Source organism: Mycobacteroides immunogenum, from assembly GCF_001605725.1.
GTDB lineage: Bacteria > Actinomycetota > Actinomycetes > Mycobacteriales > Mycobacteriaceae > Mycobacterium > Mycobacterium immunogenum.
Genome location: NZ_CP011530.1, coordinates 2,475,997 through 2,501,395, shown reverse-complemented (window position 1 = coordinate 2,501,395; position 25,399 = coordinate 2,475,997). Strand labels below are relative to the sequence as shown.

At 62.3% G+C, this 25,399-nt stretch carries 21 protein-coding genes; 11 read left to right on the top strand and 10 right to left on the bottom strand.

Annotation, left to right across the window (positions count from 1 at the left end; genetic code table 11):
• Positions 1–158: 158 nt before the first annotated feature.
• Entirely contained in the window at positions 159–1,595 is a 1,437-nt protein-coding gene (locus ABG82_RS12210) for a M20/M25/M40 family metallo-hydrolase (RefSeq protein ID WP_043078618.1), read from the bottom strand.
• A gap of 24 nt (positions 1,596–1,619) precedes the next feature.
• The gene (locus ABG82_RS12205; protein WP_043078596.1) at positions 1,620–3,056 is read right to left on the bottom strand and encodes an MFS transporter; all 1,437 of its coding nucleotides are present in this window, start codon (positions 3,054–3,056) and stop codon (positions 1,620–1,622) included.
• 81 nt (positions 3,057–3,137) lie between these two features.
• Here ABG82_RS12205 and soxR point away from each other — a divergent pair, with 81 nt between their 5' ends.
• Positions 3,138–3,590 carry a redox-sensitive transcriptional activator SoxR gene (gene soxR / locus ABG82_RS12200; RefSeq protein WP_043078595.1) on the top strand — a complete coding sequence of 151 codons (453 nt, stop codon included), beginning with the start codon at positions 3,138–3,140 and terminating at the stop codon, positions 3,588–3,590.
• Here the strand turns inward: soxR and uvrB are convergent, their stop codons facing one another.
• A complete protein-coding gene (uvrB, locus tag ABG82_RS12195) occupies positions 3,591–5,750 on the bottom strand; it encodes an excinuclease ABC subunit UvrB (RefSeq protein ID WP_043078594.1) in 2,160 nt (719 codons plus the stop codon). It abuts the gene before it with no gap.
• A 68-nt stretch (positions 5,751–5,818) separates the two neighbouring features.
• Between uvrB and ABG82_RS12190 the strand changes: the two genes are divergently transcribed.
• The 4 genes from ABG82_RS12190 (at position 5,819) to ABG82_RS12175 (ending at position 8,324) form a co-directional block, all read left to right on the top strand.
• Positions 5,819–6,343, top strand: coding sequence for a DUF402 domain-containing protein (locus tag ABG82_RS12190; RefSeq protein WP_043078593.1), 525 nt, complete (start codon positions 5,819–5,821; stop codon positions 6,341–6,343).
• On the top strand, positions 6,336–7,334 hold the full coding sequence (locus tag ABG82_RS12185; RefSeq protein WP_043078617.1) for a Gfo/Idh/MocA family protein: 999 nt from the start codon (positions 6,336–6,338) through the stop codon (positions 7,332–7,334). Before ABG82_RS12190 ends, ABG82_RS12185 begins: the two co-directional genes overlap by 8 nt.
• Positions 7,335–7,374: 40 nt before the next feature.
• Positions 7,375–7,785 carry a hypothetical protein gene (locus ABG82_RS12180; protein WP_043078592.1) on the top strand — a complete coding sequence of 137 codons (411 nt, stop codon included), beginning with the start codon at positions 7,375–7,377 and terminating at the stop codon, positions 7,783–7,785.
• Between the two features lie 62 nt (positions 7,786–7,847).
• Positions 7,848–8,324: a DUF5078 domain-containing protein gene (locus tag ABG82_RS12175; protein ID WP_043078591.1), complete on the top strand. Its 477-nt coding sequence runs from the start codon at positions 7,848–7,850 to the stop codon at positions 8,322–8,324.
• A 155-nt stretch (positions 8,325–8,479) separates the two neighbouring features.
• Here the strand turns inward: ABG82_RS12175 and ABG82_RS12170 are convergent, their stop codons facing one another.
• From ABG82_RS12170 to ABG82_RS12155, 4 genes are all read right to left on the bottom strand, one after another.
• Entirely contained in the window at positions 8,480–11,470 is a 2,991-nt protein-coding gene (locus ABG82_RS12170; protein ID WP_043078590.1) for an MMPL/RND family transporter, read from the bottom strand.
• Positions 11,467–11,883 (bottom strand): MmpS family transport accessory protein, encoded by a 417-nt coding sequence (locus ABG82_RS12165; protein WP_162269194.1) that lies wholly within the window; start codon positions 11,881–11,883, stop codon positions 11,467–11,469. Before ABG82_RS12165 ends, ABG82_RS12170 begins: the two co-directional genes overlap by 4 nt.
• Positions 11,884–12,621: 738 nt before the next feature.
• Complete coding sequence (locus ABG82_RS12160) at positions 12,622–15,576, bottom strand: MMPL/RND family transporter (RefSeq protein WP_043078589.1); 2,955 nt, start codon at positions 15,574–15,576, stop codon at positions 12,622–12,624.
• Positions 15,573–15,968 carry an MmpS family transport accessory protein gene (locus ABG82_RS12155; RefSeq protein ID WP_005118172.1) on the bottom strand — a complete coding sequence of 132 codons (396 nt, stop codon included), beginning with the start codon at positions 15,966–15,968 and terminating at the stop codon, positions 15,573–15,575. The genes ABG82_RS12160 and ABG82_RS12155 overlap by 4 nt, the downstream gene beginning before the upstream one ends.
• Before the next feature lie 363 nt (positions 15,969–16,331).
• On the opposite strand from ABG82_RS12155, the gene ABG82_RS12150 reads away from it, so the two are divergent.
• Positions 16,332–16,997, top strand: coding sequence for a TetR family transcriptional regulator (locus tag ABG82_RS12150; RefSeq protein ID WP_043078588.1), 666 nt, complete (start codon positions 16,332–16,334; stop codon positions 16,995–16,997).
• An 11-nt stretch (positions 16,998–17,008) separates the two neighbouring features.
• Here ABG82_RS12150 and coaE read toward each other — a convergent pair whose 3' ends face one another.
• The gene (gene coaE / locus ABG82_RS12145; protein WP_043078587.1) at positions 17,009–18,196 is read right to left on the bottom strand and encodes a dephospho-CoA kinase; all 1,188 of its coding nucleotides are present in this window, start codon (positions 18,194–18,196) and stop codon (positions 17,009–17,011) included.
• Between the two features lie 141 nt (positions 18,197–18,337).
• Positions 18,338–19,783 carry a 30S ribosomal protein S1 gene (gene rpsA / locus ABG82_RS12140; RefSeq protein WP_043078586.1) on the bottom strand — a complete coding sequence of 482 codons (1,446 nt, stop codon included), beginning with the start codon at positions 19,781–19,783 and terminating at the stop codon, positions 18,338–18,340.
• Positions 19,784–20,030: 247 nt separating this feature from the next.
• Here rpsA and ABG82_RS12135 point away from each other — a divergent pair, with 247 nt between their 5' ends.
• Together ABG82_RS12135 and ABG82_RS12130 are read left to right on the top strand one after the other, a co-directional pair.
• Positions 20,031–21,146 (top strand): PrsW family intramembrane metalloprotease, encoded by a 1,116-nt coding sequence (locus ABG82_RS12135; protein ID WP_234708045.1) that lies wholly within the window; start codon positions 20,031–20,033, stop codon positions 21,144–21,146.
• 45 nt (positions 21,147–21,191) lie between these two features.
• On the top strand, positions 21,192–22,673 hold the full coding sequence (locus ABG82_RS12130) for a flavin-containing monooxygenase (protein ID WP_043078584.1): 1,482 nt from the start codon (positions 21,192–21,194) through the stop codon (positions 22,671–22,673).
• Here ABG82_RS12130 and ABG82_RS12125 read toward each other — a convergent pair.
• The gene (locus ABG82_RS12125; protein ID WP_043078615.1) at positions 22,670–23,125 is read right to left on the bottom strand and encodes a MarR family winged helix-turn-helix transcriptional regulator; all 456 of its coding nucleotides are present in this window, start codon (positions 23,123–23,125) and stop codon (positions 22,670–22,672) included. The genes ABG82_RS12130 and ABG82_RS12125 overlap by 4 nt on opposite strands.
• 72 nt (positions 23,126–23,197) lie before the next feature.
• On the opposite strand from ABG82_RS12125, the gene ABG82_RS12120 reads away from it, so the two are divergent.
• From ABG82_RS12120 to ABG82_RS12110, 3 genes are all read left to right on the top strand, one after another.
• A complete protein-coding gene (locus tag ABG82_RS12120; RefSeq protein WP_043078583.1) occupies positions 23,198–23,701 on the top strand; it encodes an SRPBCC family protein in 504 nt (167 codons plus the stop codon).
• Positions 23,698–24,054: a VOC family protein gene (locus ABG82_RS12115; RefSeq protein WP_043078582.1), complete on the top strand. Its 357-nt coding sequence runs from the start codon at positions 23,698–23,700 to the stop codon at positions 24,052–24,054. The genes ABG82_RS12120 and ABG82_RS12115 overlap by 4 nt, the downstream gene beginning before the upstream one ends.
• 219 nt (positions 24,055–24,273) lie before the next feature.
• On the top strand, positions 24,274–25,395 hold the full coding sequence (locus ABG82_RS12110; protein WP_043078581.1) for an NAD-dependent epimerase/dehydratase family protein: 1,122 nt from the start codon (positions 24,274–24,276) through the stop codon (positions 25,393–25,395).
• The last annotated feature ends 4 nt before the right edge of the window (positions 25,396–25,399 follow it).

Sequence of the window (25,399 nt, the reverse complement as noted above, 5' to 3'; positions counted from 1 at the left end):
AGGTCCTCCAGTTCCGTTTGACCAGGCCAGATGAGATTAGCCGGGAAGGGCCCCCACCATGCGTCATTTGGCCGATTGTGTCGGGCTATGCGCGCGATTTTCCCTCGTCGGACGGTCGCACCGGTATGGCGCGCGCCTCAATCTGGTTATGAGGACAATCACGCACCATTCGCATACAGCTTGACGACTTGATAGAGGAAGGCTCGCCCGTCATAGAGGGATTTGACCTGGATCCGCTCGTCCAGACCATGTGCGTGCGTCTCCCCGGGCTGGGCGAATATGCCGCTGAGGCCGTAGACCGGCGTCTGGCCGAAGTAGATCGCATCCGTCGCGCCGGTGGACATGGTGGGCACCAGGGGTACGCCCGGCCACATCGAGCCGGCGACGGCCTTGATGGGTTCGACGATCTGTGGGGACAACGGCGGGACGCTGGCGACATTGGTACGGAACGGTGCGGCGGGCCTCACCGTGACCTTCGGGTCGTTGACCGCCTTCACGATGGCGTCCTGAACCCCCTGTTGCACCCCGACCCCGGGCAATATCCGGCAATTCACGTTGGCGGTGGCGCGTTGTGGCAGCGCGTTGTTGGCATGCCCACCTTCGATTTTGGTGGGAACGCAGGTGGTACGCAGCATGGCGTTGTAGAGCGGGTTCCGGGATAGCACCGCGATGGCACCCGGATCCTGTGGATTGACAACGATTGTCGACATGGCCTGACCCACCTCACCCGGCTGTAGCGCGGCCTGTGCCTTGAAATAGGCCCGGGTCACCTCGTTGAGCTGCACCGGAAACGGTGCGGCGGCAAGCCGGTTCAGCGCGGAGCCGAGCGCCTGTATCGCGTTGAAAGGACCGGGCTGGCTGCTGTGCCCGCCCTCGTCGGTGACCTCGAGGGTGAAGTCCTGATAGATCTTCTGACCGGCCTGGATTTCAAGCAGGATGGGTTTGTTGTCCTCGTTGAGGTCGCCGCCCGCGCCCTCGTTGATGACGAACTCGGCGTCGACGAGATCGGGCCGATTCTGATGGAGCCACTCCGCACCATTCACCTGGCCGCCGCCCTCTTCCCCACAAGTAAGCGCAACCCGGATTGGGCGTTTCGGGACAAAGTTCTCTGTGCGGTACCGGATGAGACTGTCGACGAAGATAGCGGCCATGGCCTTGTCGTCCTCGGCGCCGCGCGCAAAGAAATACCCGTTCTCCTCGGCGAGCGTGAACGGATCACGCTTCCAGTCCTCGCGTTTGGCCTCCACGACATCGATATGTGCCAGGAGCAGGATGGGTTTGGCGGCGGAGTCGGAGCCCGCGAGCGTCGCCACCAGACCGCCGTCCTTGGGGTGATCAGGCGGGCTGAACTCGACCAGATCCTTGTCGGCGTATCCGGCACCTTTGAGACGCGTGGCCATCTTTTGCGCGGCGTCGGTGCAACTCCCCTGCGACGCCGTGGTGTTCGTTTCGATCAGTTCCCGATACAGGTCCCGAAACGCGCCACGGTCATCGTTGGTGGAAGGGGCTGTGGCCGTCGGGGAACTCTGGTTCTGCGTCGTCCCGCAGGAGGCGAGAGTGAGCACGGCGGCGGTCAGCGCAAGAATCCGGTGCATGGTCTGTTCATACACCGGCAAGGCTCATAACGGGGCGCTAACCGTCTCTTCGCTGGCCGTATCCGTCACCTCCGGCGCGGTGCCCGCGTGAAACATCCTGAAAGACACCGCAACACCGGACACCACAATTGCGGCGAATCCCAGGAACAGCAGTTGCGCCCCGTGCGCCGACGGACCGCCGAAATTGACGAGCACGCCGGCCAGCCCGGCCCCGAAGGCTCCGGCGATCAACTGCACGGTGCTGATGGCGGCGGCCGCGGCCCCGCCTTCCGACGCATCCGTGGACACCGACATCGCCGCCGCGGCCAGATGCGGCCAGGCCATGCCGATACCGGCACCGGCGAGGGCGAACCCGAGTGCCCACAGCATGATCTCGGGCACGGTGGCGCCATCGCGTTGTAGCGCGCCGGCCAGCACCAGACCCACCGCAACCACTACCGGAGCGATACTCACTATCCGGCGAACCGTGCGCCCGTGCGCCGATGCGCTGATCATTTCGCCGACGGTCCAGCCGAAAGCCAAGGTGGCACCGAGGAATCCGGCGGCCACCGGAGTCAGGTGGCCCAGTCGCTGCCCGAAGAACGGAATGAATGTCTCGACCATCGAGGCCACCGCCAATACCGCGATCGTCAGGTAGATCCATTTCAGCGGGTTCCGCGCGAAAACCGACTTCGGTAGTACCGATGCGGGGGAACGGCGATCGAGCATGACGAACAGGACCACCAGGGCCGCGGCGACCATGATGAGAACGGCCATGGACGACAACGCCGACTGCAGCCCTGCCACGGCCACCAGACTTGCCGCCACCGTGAGTACAAGCAATGACCGCACCGGTACCCGGTGCCGCGCCGCCGTGGAGTTCGGCGTCTGGGCCTGTGTCAATACCGCGGGCACCATGGCGGCTATCGCCACGGCGACGAGGGCCAGCGCTCCGAATGCCCATCGCCAGAGCCCCCATTGCGCGAAGAACCCGCCCGTCGCCGGTCCCACAAACGTGCCGACCCCCCACACCGCCGACGTGAGTGCCGAGGCACGGGTCCACAGACGTTGTGGCAGTGCCAGATTGATGACGGCGTAAGCGAGACCCGCCAACAATCCGCCGGCCGCCCCCTGGACCGCGCGTCCGGCGAGCATGGTCTGTATTCCGGGAGCAACCGCACAGACCAGGGTGCCCGCCGCGAATGCCCCGAAGGCCATCAGGTACGCGCCGCGAGGGCCCGCCCAGCTCAGCAGTGGATTCACCACCGTGGCGGCGCTCACCGACGCGACCAGATAGACCGTTGTCACCCAGGCGTAGAAACGCTCACCGCCGATGTCCGCGACCGCGCTCGGCAACAGACTCGTGGTGAGATAAACGTTCGTGGCATACAGCATCACACCACCCGCCAGCACCGTGACAATCCCGAGTTGTCGCCCACCCAACAGATCCCGCCAACTACCGGTGCCCAATCCTTGATCCATGCCGACACCGTATGAGCTAAAGTCCACTTGAGATCAACACGCGCCATAGCCAACAGCAGCTGCGCCGTCCCGGGAGGTCTTATGAAGGACAAAGCCGAGCTGCTACCGATCGGCGAGGTGGCCCGGCGCAGCGGAATCGCGGTGTCCGCGGTGCGCTACTACGCCGATATCGGTCTGGTCCCCGCCGAACGCACATCCGGGAACGCACGCGTCTTCCGCCGCCACGCCCTACGCCGCATCTCGTTGATCCGGGTAGCGACCGGATTCGGCATCCCCTTGTCCGAGGTGGCCGAGGTGCTGTCCAGCCTCCCGGATGACCGGGCACCGAGTACCCGTGACTGGCAACGAATCTCCCGCGGGTGGCACGCACATCTGGAAGCCCGCAAAAACGCCATCGCCGATATGCAGGACAAGCTCACCGGATGCATCGGCTGCGGTTGTCTCTCGATGACAAAATGCACTTTGTTCAACCCCGCCGACGTGCTGGCCGATGACGGCGCTACCGGCGCACTGTTACTCGCCGATCCCGGCTGATCACTGCAGACCGGCGGCATCCATACCGCGCAATTCCTTTTTCAGATCGGCGATCTCGTCGCGGAACCTGGCCGCCAACTCGAACTGCAGATCACGCGCCGCGGCCATCATCTGCTCGGTCATGTCCTTGATCAGATCGGCCAACTCGGCGCGCGGCATGCTCTTGGTATCGCGCCCCTCGAAGACCCCGGCGCTCACCGCGCGGCCGGGCTCGCCCTGGGCGCGCCGGCCACGGCTGGCGTTGCGGCCGGAGCCTCCGACCGCCACTTCCTCGGTGTCTTCGGCTTCCCGGTACACCTGGTCCAGGATGTCGGCGATCTTCTTACGCAACGGTTGGGGGTCGATCCCGTTCGCTTCGTTGTAGGCAATCTGTTTGGCCCGTCGACGATCCGTCTCATCGATGGCCTCCTTCATCGAGTCCGTCATGGTGTCGGCGTACATGTGCACCTCACCGGAGACGTTGCGCGCGGCACGACCGATGGTCTGGATCAGGCTTCTGCTGGATCGCAGGAACCCTTCCTTATCGGCGTCGAGAATCGCCACCAACGACACCTCGGGTAGGTCCAAGCCTTCCCGCAGGAGGTTGATACCCACCAGGACGTCGTACTCACCGAGCCGGAGCTGCCGCAGCAGTTCGACGCGTCGCAGCGTGTCGACCTCCGAATGCAGGTACCGGACCCGGATACCCATTTCCAGCAGATAATCGGTGAGGTCCTCCGCCATCTTCTTCGTCAGCGTCGTGACCAGCACACGTTCGTCGGCCTCGGTGCGCTGCCGGATCGACGCGATGAGATCGTCGATCTGCCCCTTGGTGGGTTTGACGACCACCTTCGGGTCCACCAGCCCGGTCGGCCGGATGACCTGTTCTACGAACTCCCCACCGGCCGCACTGCGTTCGTAGTTACCAGGAGTCGCGGACAAATACACCGTCTGACCGATGCGCTCGGCGAACTCTTCCCAGGTAAGGGGTCGATTGTCGACTGCGGACGGAAGCCGGAAACCGAAGTCCACCAGGTTCCGCTTACGCGACATGTCCCCCTCATACATGGCACCGATCTGCGGCACCGTCACGTGCGATTCGTCGATGACCAGCAGGAAATCGTCAGGGAAGTAGTCCAGCAGGGTGGCCGGCGGTGTGCCGGCTCCACGCCCGTCGATATGCCGCGAGTAGTTCTCGATACCCGAGCAGAAGCCGACGTTGCGCATCATCTCGATGTCGTAGTTGGTCCGCATCCGCAGGCGCTGCGCCTCCAACAGCTTGCCCTGCCCCTCCAGCTCGGACAGGCGGTCCTCAAGTTCCTGCTCGATACCTTCGAGCGCCTTCCCCATCCGCTCCGGTCCGGCGACATAGTGCGTGGCCGGGAAGATGCGCAACGAGTTGGTCTGCCGCACAACATCTCCGGTGAGCGGGTGCAGATAGTAGAGCGCCTCCACCTCGTCACCGAAGAATTCGATGCGAACGGCCAGCTCCTCATAGGAAGGGATGATCTCGACGGTATCCCCGCGCACCCGGAAGGTGCCCCGGGTGAATGCCATGTCGTTGCGGTTGTACTGCATATCGACCAGCAGACGCAGCAGCGCGTCGCGCGGCACTTCCAGTCCCACGTCCAACTGCACGGAACGATCCAGATAGGACTGCGGTGTACCGAGGCCGTAGATGCACGAGACCGAGGCCACCACCACGACGTCCCGGCGGGACAGCAGGTTGGACGTCGCCGAGTGCCGCAGCCGCTCCACATCGTCGTTGATGGAGCTGTCTTTCTCGATATAGGTGTCGGTCTGGGCGATATACGCTTCCGGCTGGTAGTAGTCATAGTAGGAAACGAAGTACTCGACAGCATTGTGCGGCAACATTTCCCGAAGCTCGTTGGCCAGCTGCGCGGCGAGGGTCTTGTTCGGCGCCATGACGAGCGTCGGCCGTTGTAACCGCTCGATGAGCCAAGCTGTGGTCGCCGACTTACCCGTACCGGTGGCGCCCAGCAGCACCACGTCCTTCTCCCCCGCCCGAACTCTGCGCTCGAGCTCGGCGATGGCGCCCGGTTGGTCACCGGCGGGCTCGTATTGACTGACGACCTCGAATCGCCCATCGGCGCGCAAGATGTCCGTGACCGGGCGGTACTCGGAATGCGCAACGATGGGGTGTTCTGTTGCGAAAGCCATGAGCCCAGAGTAAGCCGAGGGTCTGACATCCCTCCGATAGCAGTCAGGAAGGCCGGTAAGAAATCACCGTGCACCCGCCCAAACGCGAGATCTTCGACCTCGAGGCACAGACCAACACCGACCCAAAGGGAATCGTGCGGTCGGTGGACCAGTACCGGGTGCGGCCTTGGGGACTGTATATGGCACGCCCAACCCCCGGCCGGGCGCAGTTTCACTATCTGGAATCCTGGCTGATCCCGGCGCTGGGGTTGCGAGCTAACATTTTTCATTTCAACCCGGGATACGAGCGAGATCAGGACTATTACCTGGACATCGGGGAGTTCGCCGCCGGGGCATCGCAATGGCTGGCCACCGACCACTATCTTGACCTGGTGGTGCGTACCGGGCGCGAGACCGAATTGGCGGATGTCGACGAACTACTCGAAGCGCATAAGGCCGGACTATTGTCCACTGCTACAACCGAACTCGCCCTTCGACGGGCGATGGCGGCCATCGACGGCCTGGCCCAGCACCAACACGATGTGAACGTGTGGCTCCGCGAAGCGGGGATGCCACTGACCTGGCGCGACGGAAGTGGAGATGCTCATGGCTGAGAACATTCGATGGGGAATCATCGGGCCGGGCCGCATCGCCGGCAATGTGGCCCGAGATTTCCCGCTCACCCGGGGCGCCGAGCTGGTCGCCGTCGCCTCCCGGTCCCTCGAGCGCGCCCAGGCCTTCGCCACGGCGCACGAGATCCCGCGCGCTTTCGGTTCGTATCGAGAGCTTCTGGCCGACCCCGACATCGACGCGGTGTACATCGCCACGCCGCATCCGCAGCACCGGCAGGCCGCCGTAGCGGCACTGACCGCAGGGAAGGCGATATTGGTAGAGAAGACCTTCACCGCCACCGTTTCCGGAGCACAGGACATCATCGACATCGCAAGGGCCCGAGGCGTTTTTGCGATGGAGGCAATGTGGACACGATTCCAGCCGGCGATCGTCGAGGCCAAGAAGCTGGTCGACGACGGGGCGATCGGCGAGGTACGGCAGGTGCAGGCAGATCTCGGGGTCGACCGTCCGTTCGACCCCGAGGACCGATTGTTCAATCCCGCGCTCGGGGGTGGTGCGCTGCTGGACCTCGGCGTCTACGTGGTCTCGTTGGCCCAGTACTTTCTCGGCGATCCAGCGGCGGTCGTGGCCCAGGGCTCGTTGTTTCCCACCGGAGTGGATGCCGAGGCCGGGCTGCTGTTGCGCTACGACGACGGCCGCACCGCCACCCTGCTGTGCTCGCTGATGCATCACACGCCGGGCCAGGCCCGCATCTTCGGCACGCAAGGCTGGATCGACATATTGCCCCGCTTTCACCACCCCCGCGAAATTGTGTTGCACCGCAAGGGCTCCGACCCCGAACCGATAGTGCGCCCACCTGTCGGCGGCGGCTACAGTCACGAACTCGCGGAGGTCACCGAGTGCCTCCTCGAGGGCCGAGCACAGAGTTCTGTGATGCCTTTGGCCGATACCTTGGCGGTGCAACGAGTACTCAATACGGCCTGCGAACAACTCGGAGTTGATCACGCCGAAGACCCCGCTGACCTGGACTAATCACGTTGCCGCAGTTTGCCGGGCCCCGTAAGATCTGGGCATGCGCCCCCTCCTTCGAGGGCTTGGCACTGTCGGAACGGCGGCGGTTTGTCTCGCTCTCCCGGCAGCGCCAGCCTCCGCAGCCGAGCTGCACAACATCAGCTACATCGCCCGCGTCGACGGGATCGGCCGCGGCATCTCTGTGACGTTCAAGACCGATCCGGTGGACCGGCGTACCGAGCAACCTCGCCTCGGACCTGGCGAAAGCTGGGAGGTCAACTTGGTCATGGAGGATCCACAACAGGCAGGGATGACGGTTCGGGTGCTACCTCCGTACGGAGTCGGATTGCACTGCGAGATACAGGTCGACGACGTGGTGATCGACTCCCAGGACCTGACGGTGCCCCCGGCTCTCGGAATCTTCAACGGACCCGTCAATGACACCGTCACCTGCGGCCACTTCAACTCGTAATCACGAGTCAAATTAGTCACTTCCGTACCCCGGACCTGCACGAAAACCGCTACAATGGCGCCATGCGCCTGAACTCTATTCGTGCTTATCTTCGTGGTCCCGCCCGCAGCGCGGGAATTGCGATAGTCACCGCGGGAATTGCCGCGAGCACATTTCCCGCTATCGCCTCCGCAGACTCCACCGATGATTACCCGGTTCCCCGGCGAATGCTGAAGACCACATGTACAGCGGAGCAGTATCTGGCCGCCGTTCGCGATTATGACCCCATCTACTACACGCGGTACATGATCGACAAGAACAACAAGCCTCAGCAGGTCCAGGACGCGACGATCGATCGCATTCACCAATTCTTCGCCAAGGACTACGCAGGTCGTCGTGAAGAGTCCGAGGTCTTCGCGGTTAACTACCCGCCCGAGGGGCTGACATCGCAGTGGCCCAACTGGGGCAAGATCTTCTTCAACAACAAGGGTGTCGTTGCCAAGGGCACCGAGAATTGCAGCAAGTACCCGTCCGATATGTCGGTCTGGGACGGCCCGTAAACACAAGCGCACAGACAAACGCCCCGTGGTGATCACACCACGGGGCGTTTTTCTATCTGTGCCAAAGGAAGTCAAAGGAAGCTGCGTCATGGGAAGCCCGGAGACGAGTTCGGCCTCCATGCTCAATGGCGTGGAGGCCGAACTGCGCTAACCGTCTAGACCTGCGGCCGGGGGAACTCCGTGGTGACCGCTTCGTCATGCACGGGCCCCGGACTCGGGCCCACCGGAACAGGAGCCGGCGGCAGAACCTGTTGCTCGACGGGCACCGGAGGCGGCGGCGGATCTGTCGCGTACTTGCTCACCTTCATCGGCCACCAGAACCACCGGCCCATCAGGGCGGCGATCGCCGGCGTCATGAATGCCCGGATGATGAAGGTGTCGAAGAGCAGACCCAGGCAGATGGCCGAGCCGGCCTGTCCGATCGCGATGAGATCACTGGTGATCATCGAACCCATGGTGAACGCGAACACCAGACCCGCCTGGGTGGCCACGCTGCCCGAGCCGCCCACACCGCGCAGGATCGCGGTGTTCAGGCCACCATGCAGCTCTTCCTTGAATCTGGACACCAGTAGCAGGTTGTAGTCCGATCCGACCGCCAACAAGATGATGACCGTGAACGGCAGCACGAACCAGTGCAGCTGCAGGCCAAGGATGTGCTGCCACAGCAGTACCGAAAGGCCGAAGGACGCACCCAGCGATATCGCGATGGTGCCGACGATCGTGAACGCCGCCACGAGACTTCGCGTAATGACCAGCATGATGACGAAGATCAGGCACAACGACGCGACGACCGCGATCATCAGGTCGTACTTCACCATCTCCCCGATGTCGTGATACGTCGGGGCGGTGCCGCCGAGATAGAGCTTGGCCTCGTCCAGCGGTGTGCCCTTGATGGCGTTCTTGGCGGCCTTGAGTTCGACCTCGGTGTTGGCGAGCGACTCCTTGCTGGCGTAGTCACCCTCGTGCGTGATGATGAACTGCGCGGCCTTGCCGTCCGGCGACATCATCAGCTTGACGCCCTTCTTGAAGTCTTCGTTGTCGAAAGCTTCCGGCGGCAGGTAGAAGAAGTCATCGTTCTTCGCCTCATCGAATGCCTGACCCATCACCGTGGCGGTGTCGGTCATGCGATCCATCTGGCCGATCATGCCGTTCATCGTGCTGTACATGGTCAGCATGGTGTTTCGCATGTTCTTCGTGATGGCGATCATGGGTGGTAGCTGCTCCACCACCTGCGGCATCAGCCTGTCCATGTTGACCACGTCATCCAGCAGCCCACGCATGCTTTCCGTGAGCTTGTCGATGCCATCGAGCGCATCGAATAGCGAACGCATGGACCAGCACATAGGAATATCGAAGCAGTGCTTTTCCCAGTACAGGTAATTGCGCAATGGGCGGTAGAAATCGTCGAAATTCGCCATATTGTCGCGCATTTCATCGGCAACATGAATCATGTCCGGTGTCGTAACAGTCGCCATATGGTGCGTTACGCCCGTCAATTCCTTCATGAGGCTGTACATGCGCTCCATGATCGCGATCATCGAACCCATATCGTCGGTCATCTTCAACATGTCCGACATGCTGTTCTTGAGGTAATTCATGTTCTCGGTCATCGACACCGATTGCATACTCACCTGGAACGGCACCGAGCTGTGGTCGATAGGCGCACCCATGGGGCGGGTCATGCTCTGCACCTTGTTGATGCCCTCGGTACGGAAGACGTTTTTGGCAATACGGTCCAGCACCAGCATGTTCGCCGGAGTCCGCAGATCCTTGTCCGCCTCGACGATCAGGATGTCCGGGTTCATTCTCGCCTTCGAGAAGTGCCGGTCCGAGGCCTGGAATCCCTGGATCGAGGGCAGGCTGCCCGGGATGTAATACCGGTCGTTGTAGTTGACCGAGTACGACGGAAGAATGCCCAGCCCCAGCAGCGCGATGATCATGGTGACCGCCAGGATCGGCCCCGGCCAGCGCACGATGGCGGTGCCGACCTTGCGCCACGTCCGGTTCTTGATGGTCCGCTTGGATTCCAGCAGCCCGAACTTCGTCGCGACAAGTATCACCGCGGGCCCGATGGTCAGCGATGCGGCGACCACGACGAGCATGCCGATCGCACACGGCACACCCAAGGACTCGAAGTACGGCAGGCGGGTGAACTTCAAGCAGAACGTAGCGCCGGCAATGGTCAGACCAGATCCCAAGATCACGTGCGAAACACTGTGATACATGATGTAGAAGGACTCGAGGCGGTCCTTACCCTCGGCCCGTAGCTCGTGATATCGGCCGATCTGGAAGATCGCATAGTCCGTACCGGCGGCGATCGCGAGCGAGGTAAGCAGGTTCACCGCGAACGTCGACAGACCGATGATCTCGGAATTACCCAGGATCGCGACCACGCCGCGGGCGGCTCCCAGTTCCACGAACACCATGAACAAGATGAGCAGCACCGTCGTAATCGACCGGTAGATGAGGAGCAGCATGACGGCGATGACGATGAACGTGATGCCCGTCATCTTGAGCATGCTCTTGTCACCGGCGTCGTTCATGTCCATGGTCAGCGCCGCCTGACCGGTGACGAAGACCTTGAGACCGTCCGGGTAGGTGCCGTTCTTCTTGCTCTCGTCGATGAGCTTGGCGACGATGTCCTGGACCGCGGTAACGGACTCCTTGCCCGTCGTCGTGCCTTGATCCCCACGGAGATTCAGCTGAACGTAAGCAGATTTTTCGTCGACACTCTGCGCGCCACCGGCAGTGATGCGGTCACCCCAGAAGTCCTGGGCGTACTCCACATGTTTGGTGTCGGCCCGCAGACGCTTCACCATCTCGCGGTAGAAGGTGTGCGGCTTGTCGTTCATGTCCGTAGAGAACTTGGTGTCGTTCTCCAGCAGGACCATGACCATGCTGTCGTCCTTGAACTGCTCGAACAGTTCACCCTGACGCTTGATGGCCTGGTATGACGGTGCATCCTTGGACGCCAGCGACACCGAATGCTCTTTACCGACCTCTTCGAGCTGTGGCACAACCACGTTGACGATGACGGTCAACACCAGCCAGGCAAGAATAATCGGTACGGAGAACGTGTGAATGAAACGCGCTATGCGCGAAGGCTTTTGAGTGGCGCCTTGGGTGGGAGCGCTGTGTGTACTCATGCAGATTTCACCATGCAGAAGACTTGGGCGTTGTGGTTGGACGCGTTTTGTTCGTCCTTGACTTCACCGTTGGACAGAATGCGGCAGCCGATTTCGTCGCTATCCCCCATCGCGACGACATTGGCGAAGACAGAAGTCATGGTCGTCGTGATGGTCAGCTTCCACGGCAGCGTGGTAAAGACCGCACGCTGCGGCTGGGCCCTATCGTCCAGATAGTTCACCTCACCCTTTGTCCCCGCGGGGCCAAAGATCTCGTAGACGATGTCCTTGGGGATGATGTTCTTGGAGTCATCCTTGATGCCGATCGCCTGATTGATGTTGGTCGAACCGAACACCCCGTGGAGCCGATAGACGCCGAATGCGGCGGCCGCGACCACCAGCACAACGACGAGCGGGATCCATGCCCGCGACAAGACCTTTAAAATCGTCCAATCCCCTTCACCCGTGTGGCCCGGGGGCCAATAACTCGATACTGCTCACCGCTTACGGCTACGCATGGGCGCTATTCGCGCGCAAATTGTTACCGGCCAGTACGGCACCGTGTTGTTTTTGCGGAGTCTGCAGGCGTTCGGGGTGTCCATTCACATCGCCGGTTCATCCCACAAGGCTCCGATCATGCCGATTTCTCAGTAATTCGTAAGGGATACTACATACGTTTGTCAGGGAACTGTACATGTGTCATGACTCACAACTTGCCAGTTCGCTCCCCTGAGCACTCGCAATAGCCTAGTTAGCTACAAGCAGATGTCAACAACCGGTGACACAGATGTATTCCCCGCTTCTTTTCCTGCATGTAACGAAAGCACCAGCTTGCACATCAACATTGGTGACTGGTCCGAGAATCACACCAGCTAATGGACCTACCCAGTGTTTGCGGCCGCTAATTCCGGGGGTGACGATCGGGTCCCACCGCGACGCGCGGAGTAGCCATGGACGGTGCGGGCGGCGTCGAGCGAAACGTGACCGGCGGCCAATTTTCGCGCCGGGCGTGTCGTTCGTCACGAATAGCCGCGCGTGTCTACGCAGGGCCCATAGAGACAGGCGCGCGCATTCGACAGCTAGGTAACCAGCAAACACTTTGAGCCCACCGCCGGTCCCGTACCCGTTTTCCGACGGTAAATCAGCAGACGCCAGCTGGACGCCGGAGGAAGTTACACAGAAGGTCGGGGGAACTCCGTCGTAATGGGGTCATCGCCATGGGCCGGCCCGGCCGGCACCGGCGACGGTGCGGGCTCCGCGCCCTCGGGCGTCCGGGGCGGGGGCAACGGCCGGGTGCGCACATTCAGCGGCCACCAGAACCAACGTCCCAGCAGTGTCGCCACGGCCGGTGTCATGAAAGACCGGACGATCAGCGTGTCGAAGAGCAGACCCAGCGCGATCGTCGTACCCACCTGGCCGATGATGCGCAGATCGCTGACCACCATCACGGCCATGGTGAATGCGAAGACCAGACCCGCCGAGGTCACCACGCTGCCGGTACCGCCCATCGACCGGATGATGCCGGTCTTCAGCCCGCCGTGTAGCTCCTCCTTGAGGCGCGATACCAACAACAGGTTGTAGTCGGAGCCCACAGCCAGCAGCACGATGATCGCCATCTGCATGACAAGCCAGTGCAATTCGATACCGAGGATGTACTGCCAGATGATGACCGACAAACCGAATGAGGCGCCGAGGGACAGCGCGACGGTACCCACGATCACCAGCGAGGCCACGAAGCTTCGGGTGATCAGCAGCATGATCAGGAAGATCAGGCACAGTGCGGAGATGCCCGCGATCATCAGGTCGTACCTGGCGCCGTCGGACATGTCCTTGAAGACTGCGGCGGTACCACCCAATTCGATCTTGGCGTCCTCGAGGGGCGTGCCCTTGACGGCCTCGATCGCGGCCTGCTTGATCGGCTCGACATGCGAAAGGCCTTCGGGTGTCGCGGGATCGCCGCGGTGCGAGATGATCATCCGGACTGCCTTGCCGTCCGGCGAGAGGAACGATTTCATCCCTCGTTTGAAGTCCGCGTTGTCGAAGATCTCGGGAGGCAGATAGAAGGAGTCGTCGTTCTTGGCCGCATCGAACGCCTTACCCATGGCGGTCGAGTTCTGGCTCATCTCGTCCATTTGGTTGTAGAAGCCAGACATGGTGCTGTGCTGCGTCAGCATCATCTGCTGCATGTCTTCCATGATCGGAACCATCGCCGACATGTCCGACACCATCTTGGGCATCAACTGATCCATCCGCTCCATGTTGACGACCATGCCGTCCATGGTTTCGGTCATCTCATCGATCTTGTCGAGTACATCGAAGATCGACCGGATGGCCCAGCACATCGGGATGTCGAAGCAGTGCTTCTCCCAGTACAGGTAGTTGCGAATCGGCCGGAACCAGTCATCGAAGTTCGAGATGCTGTCCCGCATCTCGTGGATGGTGCCCTGCAGCGTGTGCATATCGCCGACCAGTGAGTGGGTAATGCCCGCCATGGTGGTCATATTGGCCAGGGTCCGCTTCATGATGACGACGTTTTCGCCCATCTTGTCGGCCTGGACCTTCATATCGGCCATGCGGTCCTTCATCAGCTTCATGTTCTGCAGCTGGCCCACGCTTTGCATGCTGATGAGGAACGGGATGGAGCTGTGCTCGATCGGTGTCCCCTGCGGACGCGTAATCGCTTGCACCCGAGCGATTCCCGGCACCCGGAAAACGGCCTTGGCGACCTTGTCGATCACCAGGAAGTCCGCCGAGTTGCGCATATCGTGATCGGACTCGATGAGGAGCATCTCCGGATTCATCCGGGCCTGGGAGAAGTGCCGGTCGGCAGCCTGGAAGCCCGCGTTGGCGGGAATGTCCTTGGGAATGTACTTCTTGTCGTCGTAGCTGGTCTTGTAGCCGGGCAATGCGGCCAGACCGATGATCGCGATGGACATGGCGGCCGCCAGGACCGGGCCCGGCCAGCGCACGATCGTCGTCCCGATCTTGCGCCAGGTGCGAATACGCATGGCGCGCTTGGGTTCGAAGAGTCCGAAGCGGCTACCGATGGTGATCAAGGCCGGACCCAGCGTGAGCGATACGAGCACGCCGACAAGCAAGCCTACCGAGCAGGGCACGCCCAGGGTCTGGAAGTAGGGCATGCGGGTGAAGCTCAGGCAGTACATGGCGCCGGCGATGGTCATACCCGAACCGAGAATCACGTGCGCGGTGCCGTGGAACATCTCGTAGTACGCCGCATCCTTGTCGGCGCCCATCGCGCGGGCTTCCTGATAACGACCGATCAGGAAGATGGCGTAGTCGGTACCCGCGGCGATGGAGAGCATCACCAGCAGGTTCACCGCGAAGGTGGACAACCCGATGATTTCGGTGTTGCCGAGGAACGCGATCACGCCGCGCGCCGCGCTCAGCTGGATACCGACCAGCATGAACACCATGATCACGGTGAAGATCGATCGATAGAAGAACAGCAGCATCACCACGATGACGAGGAAGGTCAGTCCCGTGATGAGCTGGAGGCTGCCGTCACCGGCGTGGTTCATGTCGGTCTGCAGGGCACCCGGGCCGGTGACGTACACCGTGAGTCCGTCGGGCAGCTTGGTGCCGTCCTTGGTCCAATCGGCCTCAAGTTGTTTGACGATGTTACGAGCTGCCTCGGTCGACTCGTTGGACAGCGTCTCACCCATGTTTCCGGCCAGGTTCACCTGGACGTAGGTGGCCTTGCCGTCGGTGCTTTGCGCCCCGGCCTCGGTGAGCGGATCACCCCAGAAATCCTGAACGTGCTGAACGTGTTTGGTGTCGGCACGCAGCCGCCCGACCATCTCGTCGTAGAACTTGTGCGAGCCGGGGCCGAGCCGCTCCTGCCCTTCGAGCACGATCATGACGACGCTGTCGGAGTCGGACTCCTTGAACATCTTGCCCATGTGCTTCATCGCCTGCATCGACGGCGCACTCTGCGGGCTCAGCGAAACGGTGTGTTCCTTGCCCACCTGCTCCAATTGCGGAACAAAGGTGTTCAGGGCGAAGACGATGGCCAGCCAGGCGATGACAATGGGAATCGACAACCGGCGAATCCACTTGGCCAAAAAGGTAGGCTCCGCTGCCGAACGTCCTGGGTGTGACCCGCTCATGCGGACTTCACAAAGCAGTAGACGTAGGCGCTCACCTCGTTGGTATACCTTTCATCTTTTTTCTCATCGTTGGCCGTGATACGGCAACCCAGCCCGTCGGCGTTGCGGGTCTGGGCCAGGATGTTGCCCGTCATCGACGGCGCGGTCGTAATGATCTCGATCGACCAGGGCAGGACCGCACCATTGATCTGATGCGGTTCACCTTCCTTGTCGATGTAGTTGATGTCGGCAATGGTGCCGGGAGGGCCGAAGATTTCGTAGAGCACGTGCTTGGGCTTGGAGTTGTTTTTGTCGTCGGTCATGCTGCCGGCGTAGGTGGGCAGCTGATGCGAGCCGAAGATGCCACGAATCCGCCAGACCGCGAAGCCCGCGATGACCAGGACGAGGACCATCACCACCGGGATCCAAGCCCGCTTCAGAACGCTGAGAATCGTAAAACCCCTTCACCCGTTGGCGTTTCGCAAGCCGATAACACATGCCTGCTCGAACCTGGCTCAACTACCGATCGGATTCCGCACCGTCCGCCCACCCGATAGGGCGCCGCAGCGATCGCTGCGTGCTGGTCGCTTCGAGCCTGCGCCGTCCTGGGCACGGCGCCCAGACGTTTCCCGAAGTAAACCATGCCTAAGGTCGGAACAGTTGGCTCCCTTCCAGCGCGTTTCATCAGGCGTTTTTAACGCATACCACGTGCGTAACGCACGCTACCGGGTGGTTCGTTGCCTCGCAAATCACACGCCGTGCGTTATCCTCGGCAAGTGGCGCAACTGACATTCCAACGCGCCCGAACTGACGAAAAGAAACGTCAGCGGGCCGCAGCAATCGTGGAAGCTGCACGGTCGCTGGCGGTGGAATCCGGCGTCACCTCGGTGACTCTGACGGCCGTCGCCAATCGCGCTGGGGTGCATTACTCCGCCGTTCGGCGGTACTTCAGCTCCCATAAGGAAGTGCTGTTGCATCTGGCCGCCGAAGGCTGGACCCGGTGGTCTGCGACAGTATGCGCGGCGCTTGCCGAACCTGGCCCCGACTCCCCCGCCCGCGTGGCCGAGTCGCTGGTACACGGACTCGTCGAGGATCCCTTGTTCTGCGATCTGCTGGCCAACCAGCATCTGCATCTGGAGCACGAGGTCGATGTGGAACGCGTCGCCGAGGTCAAGCAGATCAGTAACGTGGCCGTCATGTCGATCGCCGAGTCGATCGAACGCGTCCTGCCGCAGATCGGGCGCAAGGGCTCGCTGGACATCTTGGTCGCCGGGTTCTCACTTGCCGCGATGCTGTGGCAGATCGCGCATCCCCCCGAGGGGCTTGAACACGACTATCGCAGCGAGCCGGGTGTCCCCGCGGACTGGAGTCTGGACTTCGAACCCGCGCTGACCAGGCTTTTGACCGCTACCTGTGTCGGCATCGTCGAGCAGAAACACTGAGTCGACGCGTTCTAGGGTGTCCACCCTGATTGCTCGGCCCACGCCAACGCTCTGGGGTATGCCTGCGCGAACCAGGGTTCCTTCGCATCGACGTAGGCGCCGGGATCGCCGTCGGCCGCCGCCGCCGCGCGCGCGGCGGCTTGTTTGACGGCGAGGTACTCTGCGCGCACCTGCTGATCGGATCGCAGCCAATCCCGGAAGATCAATGCGAACCGCTGCCCCGGCCACCCCTCCACCCGCAGATGCACCAGCACAGCACGTCCCGGATCCGCGGCGGCGTGAATGCGCTTGCCCCACCTAGCGATATCGGCATCATGGGGATCGTCCGCGGTGATACCCGGTATCGGCGGCAGCCCGATTGCGGCCAGAGGATCCGCCAGTGCGTCCGCCACGTCGAGAGATTCAACGGTCACCTGAACATCGATGACATCCTTGGCGTCGAGCCCGGCTACGGCGGTGGAGCCGATATGGTCGATCCGCAGCGCCTTGGAGCCGCACGCCACCGCAAGCCTGTTGATGACGCGTTGCGCCTGCACCGGCCACGTCGGATCCGCGGGCACCAGCTCGGGCTCCCAGGGTGCGCGTTGACGGGTGCGCAGATTGTGCGCGTAGGGCAGCAGCCGTTCGGCCCAGAGGTCACGAACAGTCTGCGCGAGCACCTCGGTATCACCTGAATTGTCCAGCCACACATCGGCAATGGCGCGTCGCTGTTCGTCGGAGGCCTGCGCCGCAACGCGTGCGCGAGCATCCTGCTCATTCATTCCGCGATGCGCGGCAAGCCGTGCCACCCGGGTTTCGACGTCCGCGTGAACCACCAGCACCAGGTGGTAGAACGCCGCGAGCGAGTTCTCGGTCAGTAGCGGGATATCTTCCACCACAATGGCATCCTCGCCTGCGGTGGCCATCAATTCGGCCCGGCGCGCCCCGACCAGCGGATGCACGATCGCATTGAGGGTGGCACGGTGCGCGTCGTCCTGAAATGCGATCGCCGCCAGTGCGGGCCTGTCCAACGCGCCATCGGGGTGCAGGATCGATTCTCCGAAAGCTTCGACCAATGCCGCCAGGCCGGGGGTGCCGGGTTCCACCACCTCGCGCGCGATCACATCGCTGTCCACGATGAAGGCCCCGCATTCGGCGAGAGTCCGCGACACCGTGGACTTTCCCGCGCCGATTCCCCCGGTTAGCCCAATACGCAACATGCCCGCAGTCTGTCACCCCCGAAGCCTCGGCTATGCGTTGGGGGCGTTGCCCTCTCGTCGTCTCCCGATATTGCGGCCGGCCAGGCGAACAAAAGAAGGCCCCGGTCGCTATGACCGGGGCCTTCTTTTGAGAACACGTGCTTAGGCGTTGCCCGCCAGCTTCTCGCGCAAAGCGGCGAGCTGCTCGTCGTTGGCGAGCGAACCACCCTGCGAACCCGAATCGTCGGAACGCGAGGAGCTGCTCGTGGACGCGGCCGCGGCCTCTGCCTCGGCAGCTGCCGCAGACTTCTCCATCTGGACGGTGTGCATCTTGTGACGGCGCTCGGCCTCGGCGTACCGGGCCTCCCACTCTTCACGCTGCTTGTCGAAGCCCTCGAGCCACTCGTTGGTCTCGGCGTCGAAGCCCTCCGGGAAGATGTAGTTCCCGGCCTCGTCGTAGCTGTCGGCCATACCGTACTTCGAGGGATCGAATTCCTCGGTGTAGTCCTCGTTGGCCTGCTTGAGGCTCAGCGAGATCCGGCGACGCTCCAGGTCGATGTCGATGACCTTGACCATCGCGTCGTCGCCGACACCCACAACCTGGTCCGGCACCTCGACGTGGCGCTCCGAGAGCTCGGAGATGTGCACCAGGCCCTCGATGCCTTCCTCGACGCGGACGAACGCACCGAACGGAACGAGCTTCGTGACCTTGCCGGGCACGATCTGGCCGATGGCGTGCGTGCGCGCGAAGTGACGCCACGGATCTTCCTGGGTTGCCTTGAGCGACAACGAAACCCGCTCGCGGTCCATGTCGACGTCGAGAACCTCGACGGTGACCTCGTCGCCCACCTGAACAACCTCGGACGGGTGGTCGATGTGCTTCCAGGACAGCTCGGACACGTGAACCAGGCCGTCAACCCCTCCGAGATCGACGAAGGCGCCGAAGTTGACGATCGAGGACACGACACCCTTGCGGATGGCGCCCTTGGTGAGCTGGTTGAGGAACTCAGAGCGAACTTCGCTTTGAGTCTGCTCGAGCCACGCGCGACGCGAGAGCACCACATTGTTGCGGTTCCGGTCGAGCTCGATGATCTTGGCTTCGATCTCCTTGCCGATGTACGGCTGCAGATCGCGGACGCGACGCATCTCGACCAGCGACGCGGGCAGGAAGCCGCGCAGACCGATGTCCAGGATCAGGCCGCCCTTGACGACCTCGATGACGGTGCCCTTGACGGCCTCGTCCTTCTCCTTGAGCTCCTCGATCGTGCCCCACGCCCGCTCGTACTGAGCGCGCTTCTTGGACAGGATCAGGCGGCCTTCTTTGTCTTCCTTGGTGAGAACCAGGGCCTCGACCTCGTCGCCCACGGAAACGACCTCGTTGGGGTCGACATCGTGCTTGATCGAGAGTTCGCGGGACGGGATGACACCTTCGGTCTTGTAACCGATGTCAAGAAGAACTTCGTCGCGGTCGACCTTGACGATGGTCCCTTCGACGATGTCGCCATCGTTGAAGTACTTGATCGTCTTGTCGATAGCGGCGAGAAAATCCTCGGCCGAGCCGATGTCGTTGACGGCTACTTGCGGCGAGGTCACGGTGGGACTTGGCATGTGTGGGGTTGCTCCGGACAGGTTGTGTAGTAGGGACAATGCTGGTGCAGCTAGCCTCAGCTGCGGACGCGCTTTTACCTCCGCACATTCGGCAGAGATGCAGTTCACCTTACTAGACCGCCCTCCACCAGCACAAACCCGGCCACCCCGACGGGCAACGCCGACGGGCCGTCGCGACACCAGCCAGTGGGCGCACAGCTACTCTTCGGTGGTGTCCTACGCGCCCACGCCCGCACCTATGCCGCCCATGCCCGGATTCGGCCAGCGGATCAAGAAGGTGGGCGCGCCGATCGGCGTCATCATCGCCCTTGCCCTGGTGACGGGGTTGATCATCGCGGGCCTGCTCCTGTCCAATCCGGTCGGCGCGATGATCGGGCTGGTTCTCTCCAGCGTCGCGATCGGGATCGTGGTGCTGTGTTATCTGTGGCTGGATCGCTGGGAACCCGAGCCCTCACGGCTCCTTGTACTGGCGTTTGTCTGGGGCGCGTCACTCGCCGTCATCGTCTCGATCGTTCTTGAGGTGGCCTTGGGCTCGCCGGACGGCAGCACGTCCTTCGCGTCGGTCGCCATCCGTGCGCCCTTCATCGAAGAGGCCGCCAAGGGCGCATTTCTGCTCCTGATGCTGACGGGTCGGCGCCGCCTTGAACTCAACTCACTGACCGATTGCCTGGTGTACGCGGGCATCACCGCCGCCGGATTCGCATGGCTCGAAGACATCGCCTACATAGGTAGTGGCAACACCCTCGGCGAGTCGGTGCTGACCGCGATAGTCCGCCTCGGACTCGGCCCGTTCGCGCATTCGCTGTTCACGAGCATGACCGGCGTCGGCGTGTACTACGCCCTGCGGCAACGCAGTGCCGCAGGGAAACTTCTCTGCATCGCGGCTGGATACCTGGTCGCCGTGCTCATGCACGGGCTATGGAACGGCTCTTCCTTCCTCGGATTCAAGGGCTACCTGGCCGTGTACGTGTTGTGGATGGTGCCGATGTTCGTGCTGATGATCGTGGTCGGCGTGCGGAGCCGGCGCAAGGAACAGCGCGTGGTCGCCGCGAAGCTACCGGGCATGGTGGCAGCCGGGCTGATCACCCCCAATGAGGCAACCTGGCTCGGATCACTCAAGGAACGCAAACACGCTATTGCGACGGCCAGAGGAATCAGCGGAGGTCCTGGAGCTGCCGCGGTGAAGAATTTCGCGGCGCAAGTCGTGGAACTCGCCTTCGTGCGGGACCGGATCGAGCAGGGTTCCCGGGATCCGCGCGACATCGCGATGCAGACCGAAGAGGCATACGCGGTGATGGCAGCCCGAGCCGCCGCACCGGTCTTGCAAGCACTCTCGGGCTATCGGGCACCCCTCACGAGGTAGCGTGATGGATCAGATGTTGTCTCATCAACGACGATCAGGAGCATCATGTCGGATATGTCGAGAGACGAGCTCGTAGACGTTCTCATCGTGGGTGCCGGAATCTCCGGCATCAATGCGGCCATCCGGTTGAGCGCCGCCGGACGCAGTTTCCGCATCGTCGAGCGCCGCGAACGCATCGGCGGAACCTGGGACCTGTTCCGGTACCCAGGAATACGCTCCGACAGCGATATCTACACGCTGAGTTTTGGCTACCACCCCTGGCACGAACGTAACACCATCGCCGACGGTGCGGACATTCGTGACTATTTGGAGCACGCTGCCCGGGACTACGACATCGCCGGGCGTATCACCTTCTCCGCGAAGGTCACTGGCGCCGACTTCGGAACCGGCACCGATACCTGGTCAGTGCGCGTCGAGACCCCGGAAGGGACGATGACCTATCGCGCACGGTTCCTGTACCTGTGCACCGGCTACTACAACTATGACGATGGATACACGCCGGAGTTCCCCGGGGTGGAGAACTTCTCCGGACAATTGATCCATCCCCAGCACTGGCCCGAGGACCTGGACTGCGCCGGCAAGCAGGTGACGGTCATCGGCAGCGGCGCCACGGCCATTACCCTGGTGCCCTCGCTGGCGCGCGCCGGCGCCAAGGTGAGCATGCTGCAGCGTTCCCCGAGCTACATCTACCCGATCGCCCGCGTCGACACGGTGGTGAATTTAGCTCGAAAAGTGCTACCACTCAGCGTTGTCCAACATTTCGCACGCATCTGGCTGGGTGGATTCAACTGGATCATGTACCAGGTATGCCGCAAGGCACCCGGTTTCGCGAAATGGTTCCTCAGGCGCCGCATCACCAAGCTGCTCCCCGCCGATTACCCGGTCGATGTGCACTTCACGCCGCGCTACAACCCGTGGGATCAGCGCGTGTGCGCAGACACCGACGGCGACCTCTTCGAGGCCATCAGCAACGGCGGAGTCCGGATGGTCACCGACACCATCGACACCTTCACCCCTTCTGGTATCCGGCTGGGCTCGGGCGAGGAACTGCCTGCCGATGTGGTGATCACCGCAACGGGGTTGAACCTGCAGATTTTTGGGGGCATCGCGTTGAGTGTGGACGGCCTCCCCATCGACTCCCCCAGCCGGTTCATCTACAAGGGCTATCTCATCGAGGGCGTGCCGAACGCCGCATGGAGCGTGGGGTACACCAATGCGTCATGGACACTGCGCGCCGATCTGAGCGCGCGGGCCGTGGTGCGGCTTCTCGACTACATGGATAGGCGCGGATACACCCACGCCTATCCGGACCGTCACGGCGAGGAACTCGAAGCGCGGCCATTCTTCAATCTGTCTTCCGGATACGTGCAGCGTGGAGATGCCCATATGCCGCGCTCGGGAGTGTCGGGGCCGTGGGCCATCCGGCACAACTATGTGCTGGATTTTCTTGCGTTCCACCGCGATCGGATTGACGAGAACATGCGGTTCGGTACCGCCGCATCGAAGGCGATCTCGCCAGCGGCCTAGCTTCTGGGCGCGATCTCCGCATCGCCAAGGCTCGCCAAATGCGTCAGTACGCGCAAGAATGCGTCGCGATCCGCCGCCGATACGCCGGCCAAGATCCGTCTTTCGTTGTCTTGAATCGCTTTCTGCGCCGCCGCAACGGTTTTGCGGCCGGCCGCGGTCAGTGAGAGCAGATTGCTTCGCCGATCACTGGGGTCGGGTTGCCGATTGATCAAATTCCGTTCCTGCAAATCGTCCAGTACCGCGATGATGCGGGTACGGTCGGCGCCAATGGCATCGGCCAGGCTGGCCTGACTGCTTGCCTCATTGTCGCGCAATGCCGTAAGCACGGCGTAGGCCCACATCGATACACCGTGCGCCTCCAAAAGAGGCAACTCCGCACGCATCAAGGACCGGCCGAGCGGAACCATCAGCGCCGCGAGATCGGGCCGGCCTTCGGGATTCTGTTGCGCCACGGGCACCACACTAGTCGAATCGTCCGATCATATTCATTGTTAAATGATGTGCGCGTGCCTATCATATGCCTAATGATACCGACCGAGGATCGCACCGTGGCCGTCGAGCTGGTTATCGACAGCGCCGCGTCACGGATATTCGATGTGCTGGCCAATCCGGCGAATCATGCCGCGCTCGACGGGACGGATGCGGTGCGCACTCCCATGCTGGACGCACCCGACCGCCTCCATCCGGGCGCGATATTCACCATGCGAATGCGCACCAGGCCGTCGAATCTGACCCTCTCCGCGCTCGTCCAAGCGGCCGTCGCGCTCACGCACCGCGGCCGGCTGACGAATGTCGTCACCGAATTCGACGAACCGTACCGAATCGCCTGGCAGAACTTCGGCCGGCACACCTGGCGATACGAGCTGGAACCGCTGACGCCGACACGAACCCTGGTGCGGGAAACCTTCGATTACTCAACCAACATCGCACCATGGTTGCTCGAGCTGGCGCGATTTCCCACGGTAAATCATCGAGCCATGCGAGAAACACTGAACAGGCTCGCGGCAACTGTCAGCATGAAGGTATGACTCCGGTACGCATCGGCGCGATAGTCCTGCGGGTCGACGACCTGGACCGCCAGCTACGGTTCTGGTCCGCGGCTTTGGACTACGCCCCACGCCAAGCACCGAGTGAGGACTGGGCGGTACTGGCGCCGCGAAGCGGTGTCGGCCCCAACCTCTCACTGGACAAACGGCATTCGGTCGCGCAGGTACCTCCGCGTACCCATCTGGACCTCTACACACACGACCAGGAACGCGAGGTGACGCGACTCCTCGGCCTCGGCGCCAAACGCATCGACTGGCCGCGCCCGCCGGCAGCCGATTTCGTCACCCTGGAGGATCCCGAGGGGAACCGTTTCGACGTCGTGCAGTTGCGCTAATCGTCTGCACCACAACACGATCAGCCACTGACCGACTCAGGAATCTCCGCACATCGGTACACCGATTCCGATTCCCAGTCATCGCGGCAGCCCGGCCGCTATCTCCATACCGAAATATTGCAACCGACTACTACTTGCCTACCGACTCGAAGTCGGTTACTTTGAGGGCAGCTGCTTCACCGACTTGACATTAGTTAGACCGAAGGGAGCGCCCTGCTCATGAGCAATATCCAGCCGAAGGTTCTTGTCATTGGCGCATCGGGGGCGCTGGGCAAGGCTGTTTGCGATGTATTCAGTGCCCGTCACTGGAATGTAGTGCGGGGCCTGCGCACTCCCGATGGACAATCCGATTCCGTCTATGTCGATCTCGAGGATGAGCATTCCGTTGCCGAAGCCATGGCTGAAGCGGACATCGTTGTGAACACGGTGCCGCTGAACTACACGGCCGAAAGGATTGCGTTGACCACCGGGGCCAAGCTGCTCAGCCTCGCCATCACCGAGATGTCCGCACAACAAGGGTTGCGGAACCAATATCTGAATGCCTCAGGGACCGTTGTGCTGAATGCCGGTCTCGCGCCAGGCGTAACGAATCTGGTTGTCAGAGATCTACTTTCGTTTGACCGGTACTGGAAGGGGCGCATCACGATCGCCGTACCGCTGCCGTGGAATGGGTATCGGGGCACCGAAGGAATTCGGATGGTCCACGCAAACTTCACCACATCAGGGCGGCACGGGGCTTACTCGGGCTCTCATGACGCGGTGGTCATTTCGTTCCCGGAGCCGATTGGTGACACCGAGTGCATCGGATGGTCCGAACGTAACGACGGCTGGGTGCAGCGGCTGGCCGCAGGCCGCATGGTTCGCGCTTACTGCTACATCGACAACCGCCGACTCAACTCCTGGATTGTGCGCTTGAACAAGCGTGACATCTTGGGACGGCTTCCGTTGTGGCCGTTCTTGAGATTTCAGCGCAGGTTTGAGACCCCCACGCAGGAGCCCGTTTCCATTTGGGTTTCCTTGAAAACGCCCGATTTCGAGCATTCCAGAATCATCACCTGCAGCGGGTGGTACCTCGGTTCCGCCAAGGCCGCCGAGGTGATGGCCGCGCAGCTCCTCAACAGCGAGCATCTCGCGGGCCGCGGCTGCCTGGACGCTAACGAAGCGTTCACCCTGGCCGATATTGCCGGTCCGCTGCAAGAATCCGGCATCGTGGTGCATAACCACATTCCCGAGATCGGGATTCACCGCGCGGTGCCTGCATACGCGGGCCGCCCCGCCGCGGGCTGGGCACCCGGCCTGGGCGAACGCGATCGCTGGAGCGGTACCGACAACACCCGTTAGACGG

Bases quoted from the DNA above. Each gene is read 5' to 3' on its own strand.
- ABG82_RS12210 (WP_043078618.1), bottom strand. From the start codon at position 1,595: ATGCACCGGATTCTTGCGCTGACCGCCGCCGTGCTCACTCTCGCCTCC.
- ABG82_RS12205 (WP_043078596.1), bottom strand. From the start codon at position 3,056: ATGGATCAAGGATTGGGCACCGGTAGTTGGCGGGATCTGTTGGGTGGG.
- soxR (WP_043078595.1), top strand. From the start codon at position 3,138: ATGAAGGACAAAGCCGAGCTGCTACCGATCGGCGAGGTGGCCCGGCGC.
- uvrB (WP_043078594.1), bottom strand. From the start codon at position 5,750: ATGGCTTTCGCAACAGAACACCCCATCGTTGCGCATTCCGAGTACCGC.
- ABG82_RS12185 (WP_043078617.1), top strand. From the start codon at position 6,336: ATGGCTGAGAACATTCGATGGGGAATCATCGGGCCGGGCCGCATCGCC.
- ABG82_RS12180 (WP_043078592.1), top strand. From the start codon at position 7,375: ATGCGCCCCCTCCTTCGAGGGCTTGGCACTGTCGGAACGGCGGCGGTT.
- ABG82_RS12175 (WP_043078591.1), top strand. From the start codon at position 7,848: ATGCGCCTGAACTCTATTCGTGCTTATCTTCGTGGTCCCGCCCGCAGC.
- ABG82_RS12170 (WP_043078590.1), bottom strand. From the start codon at position 11,470: ATGAGTACACACAGCGCTCCCACCCAAGGCGCCACTCAAAAGCCTTCG.
- ABG82_RS12160 (WP_043078589.1), bottom strand. From the start codon at position 15,576: ATGAGCGGGTCACACCCAGGACGTTCGGCAGCGGAGCCTACCTTTTTG.
- ABG82_RS12155 (WP_005118172.1), bottom strand. From the start codon at position 15,968: ATGGTCCTCGTCCTGGTCATCGCGGGCTTCGCGGTCTGGCGGATTCGT.
- coaE (WP_043078587.1), bottom strand. From the start codon at position 18,196: ATGTTGCGTATTGGGCTAACCGGGGGAATCGGCGCGGGAAAGTCCACG.
- rpsA (WP_043078586.1), bottom strand. From the start codon at position 19,783: ATGCCAAGTCCCACCGTGACCTCGCCGCAAGTAGCCGTCAACGACATC.
- ABG82_RS12135 (WP_234708045.1), top strand. From the start codon at position 20,031: ATGCCCGGATTCGGCCAGCGGATCAAGAAGGTGGGCGCGCCGATCGGC.
- ABG82_RS12130 (WP_043078584.1), top strand. From the start codon at position 21,192: ATGTCGGATATGTCGAGAGACGAGCTCGTAGACGTTCTCATCGTGGGT.
- ABG82_RS12120 (WP_043078583.1), top strand. From the start codon at position 23,198: ATGATACCGACCGAGGATCGCACCGTGGCCGTCGAGCTGGTTATCGAC.
- ABG82_RS12115 (WP_043078582.1), top strand. From the start codon at position 23,698: ATGACTCCGGTACGCATCGGCGCGATAGTCCTGCGGGTCGACGACCTG.
- ABG82_RS12110 (WP_043078581.1), top strand. From the start codon at position 24,274: ATGAGCAATATCCAGCCGAAGGTTCTTGTCATTGGCGCATCGGGGGCG.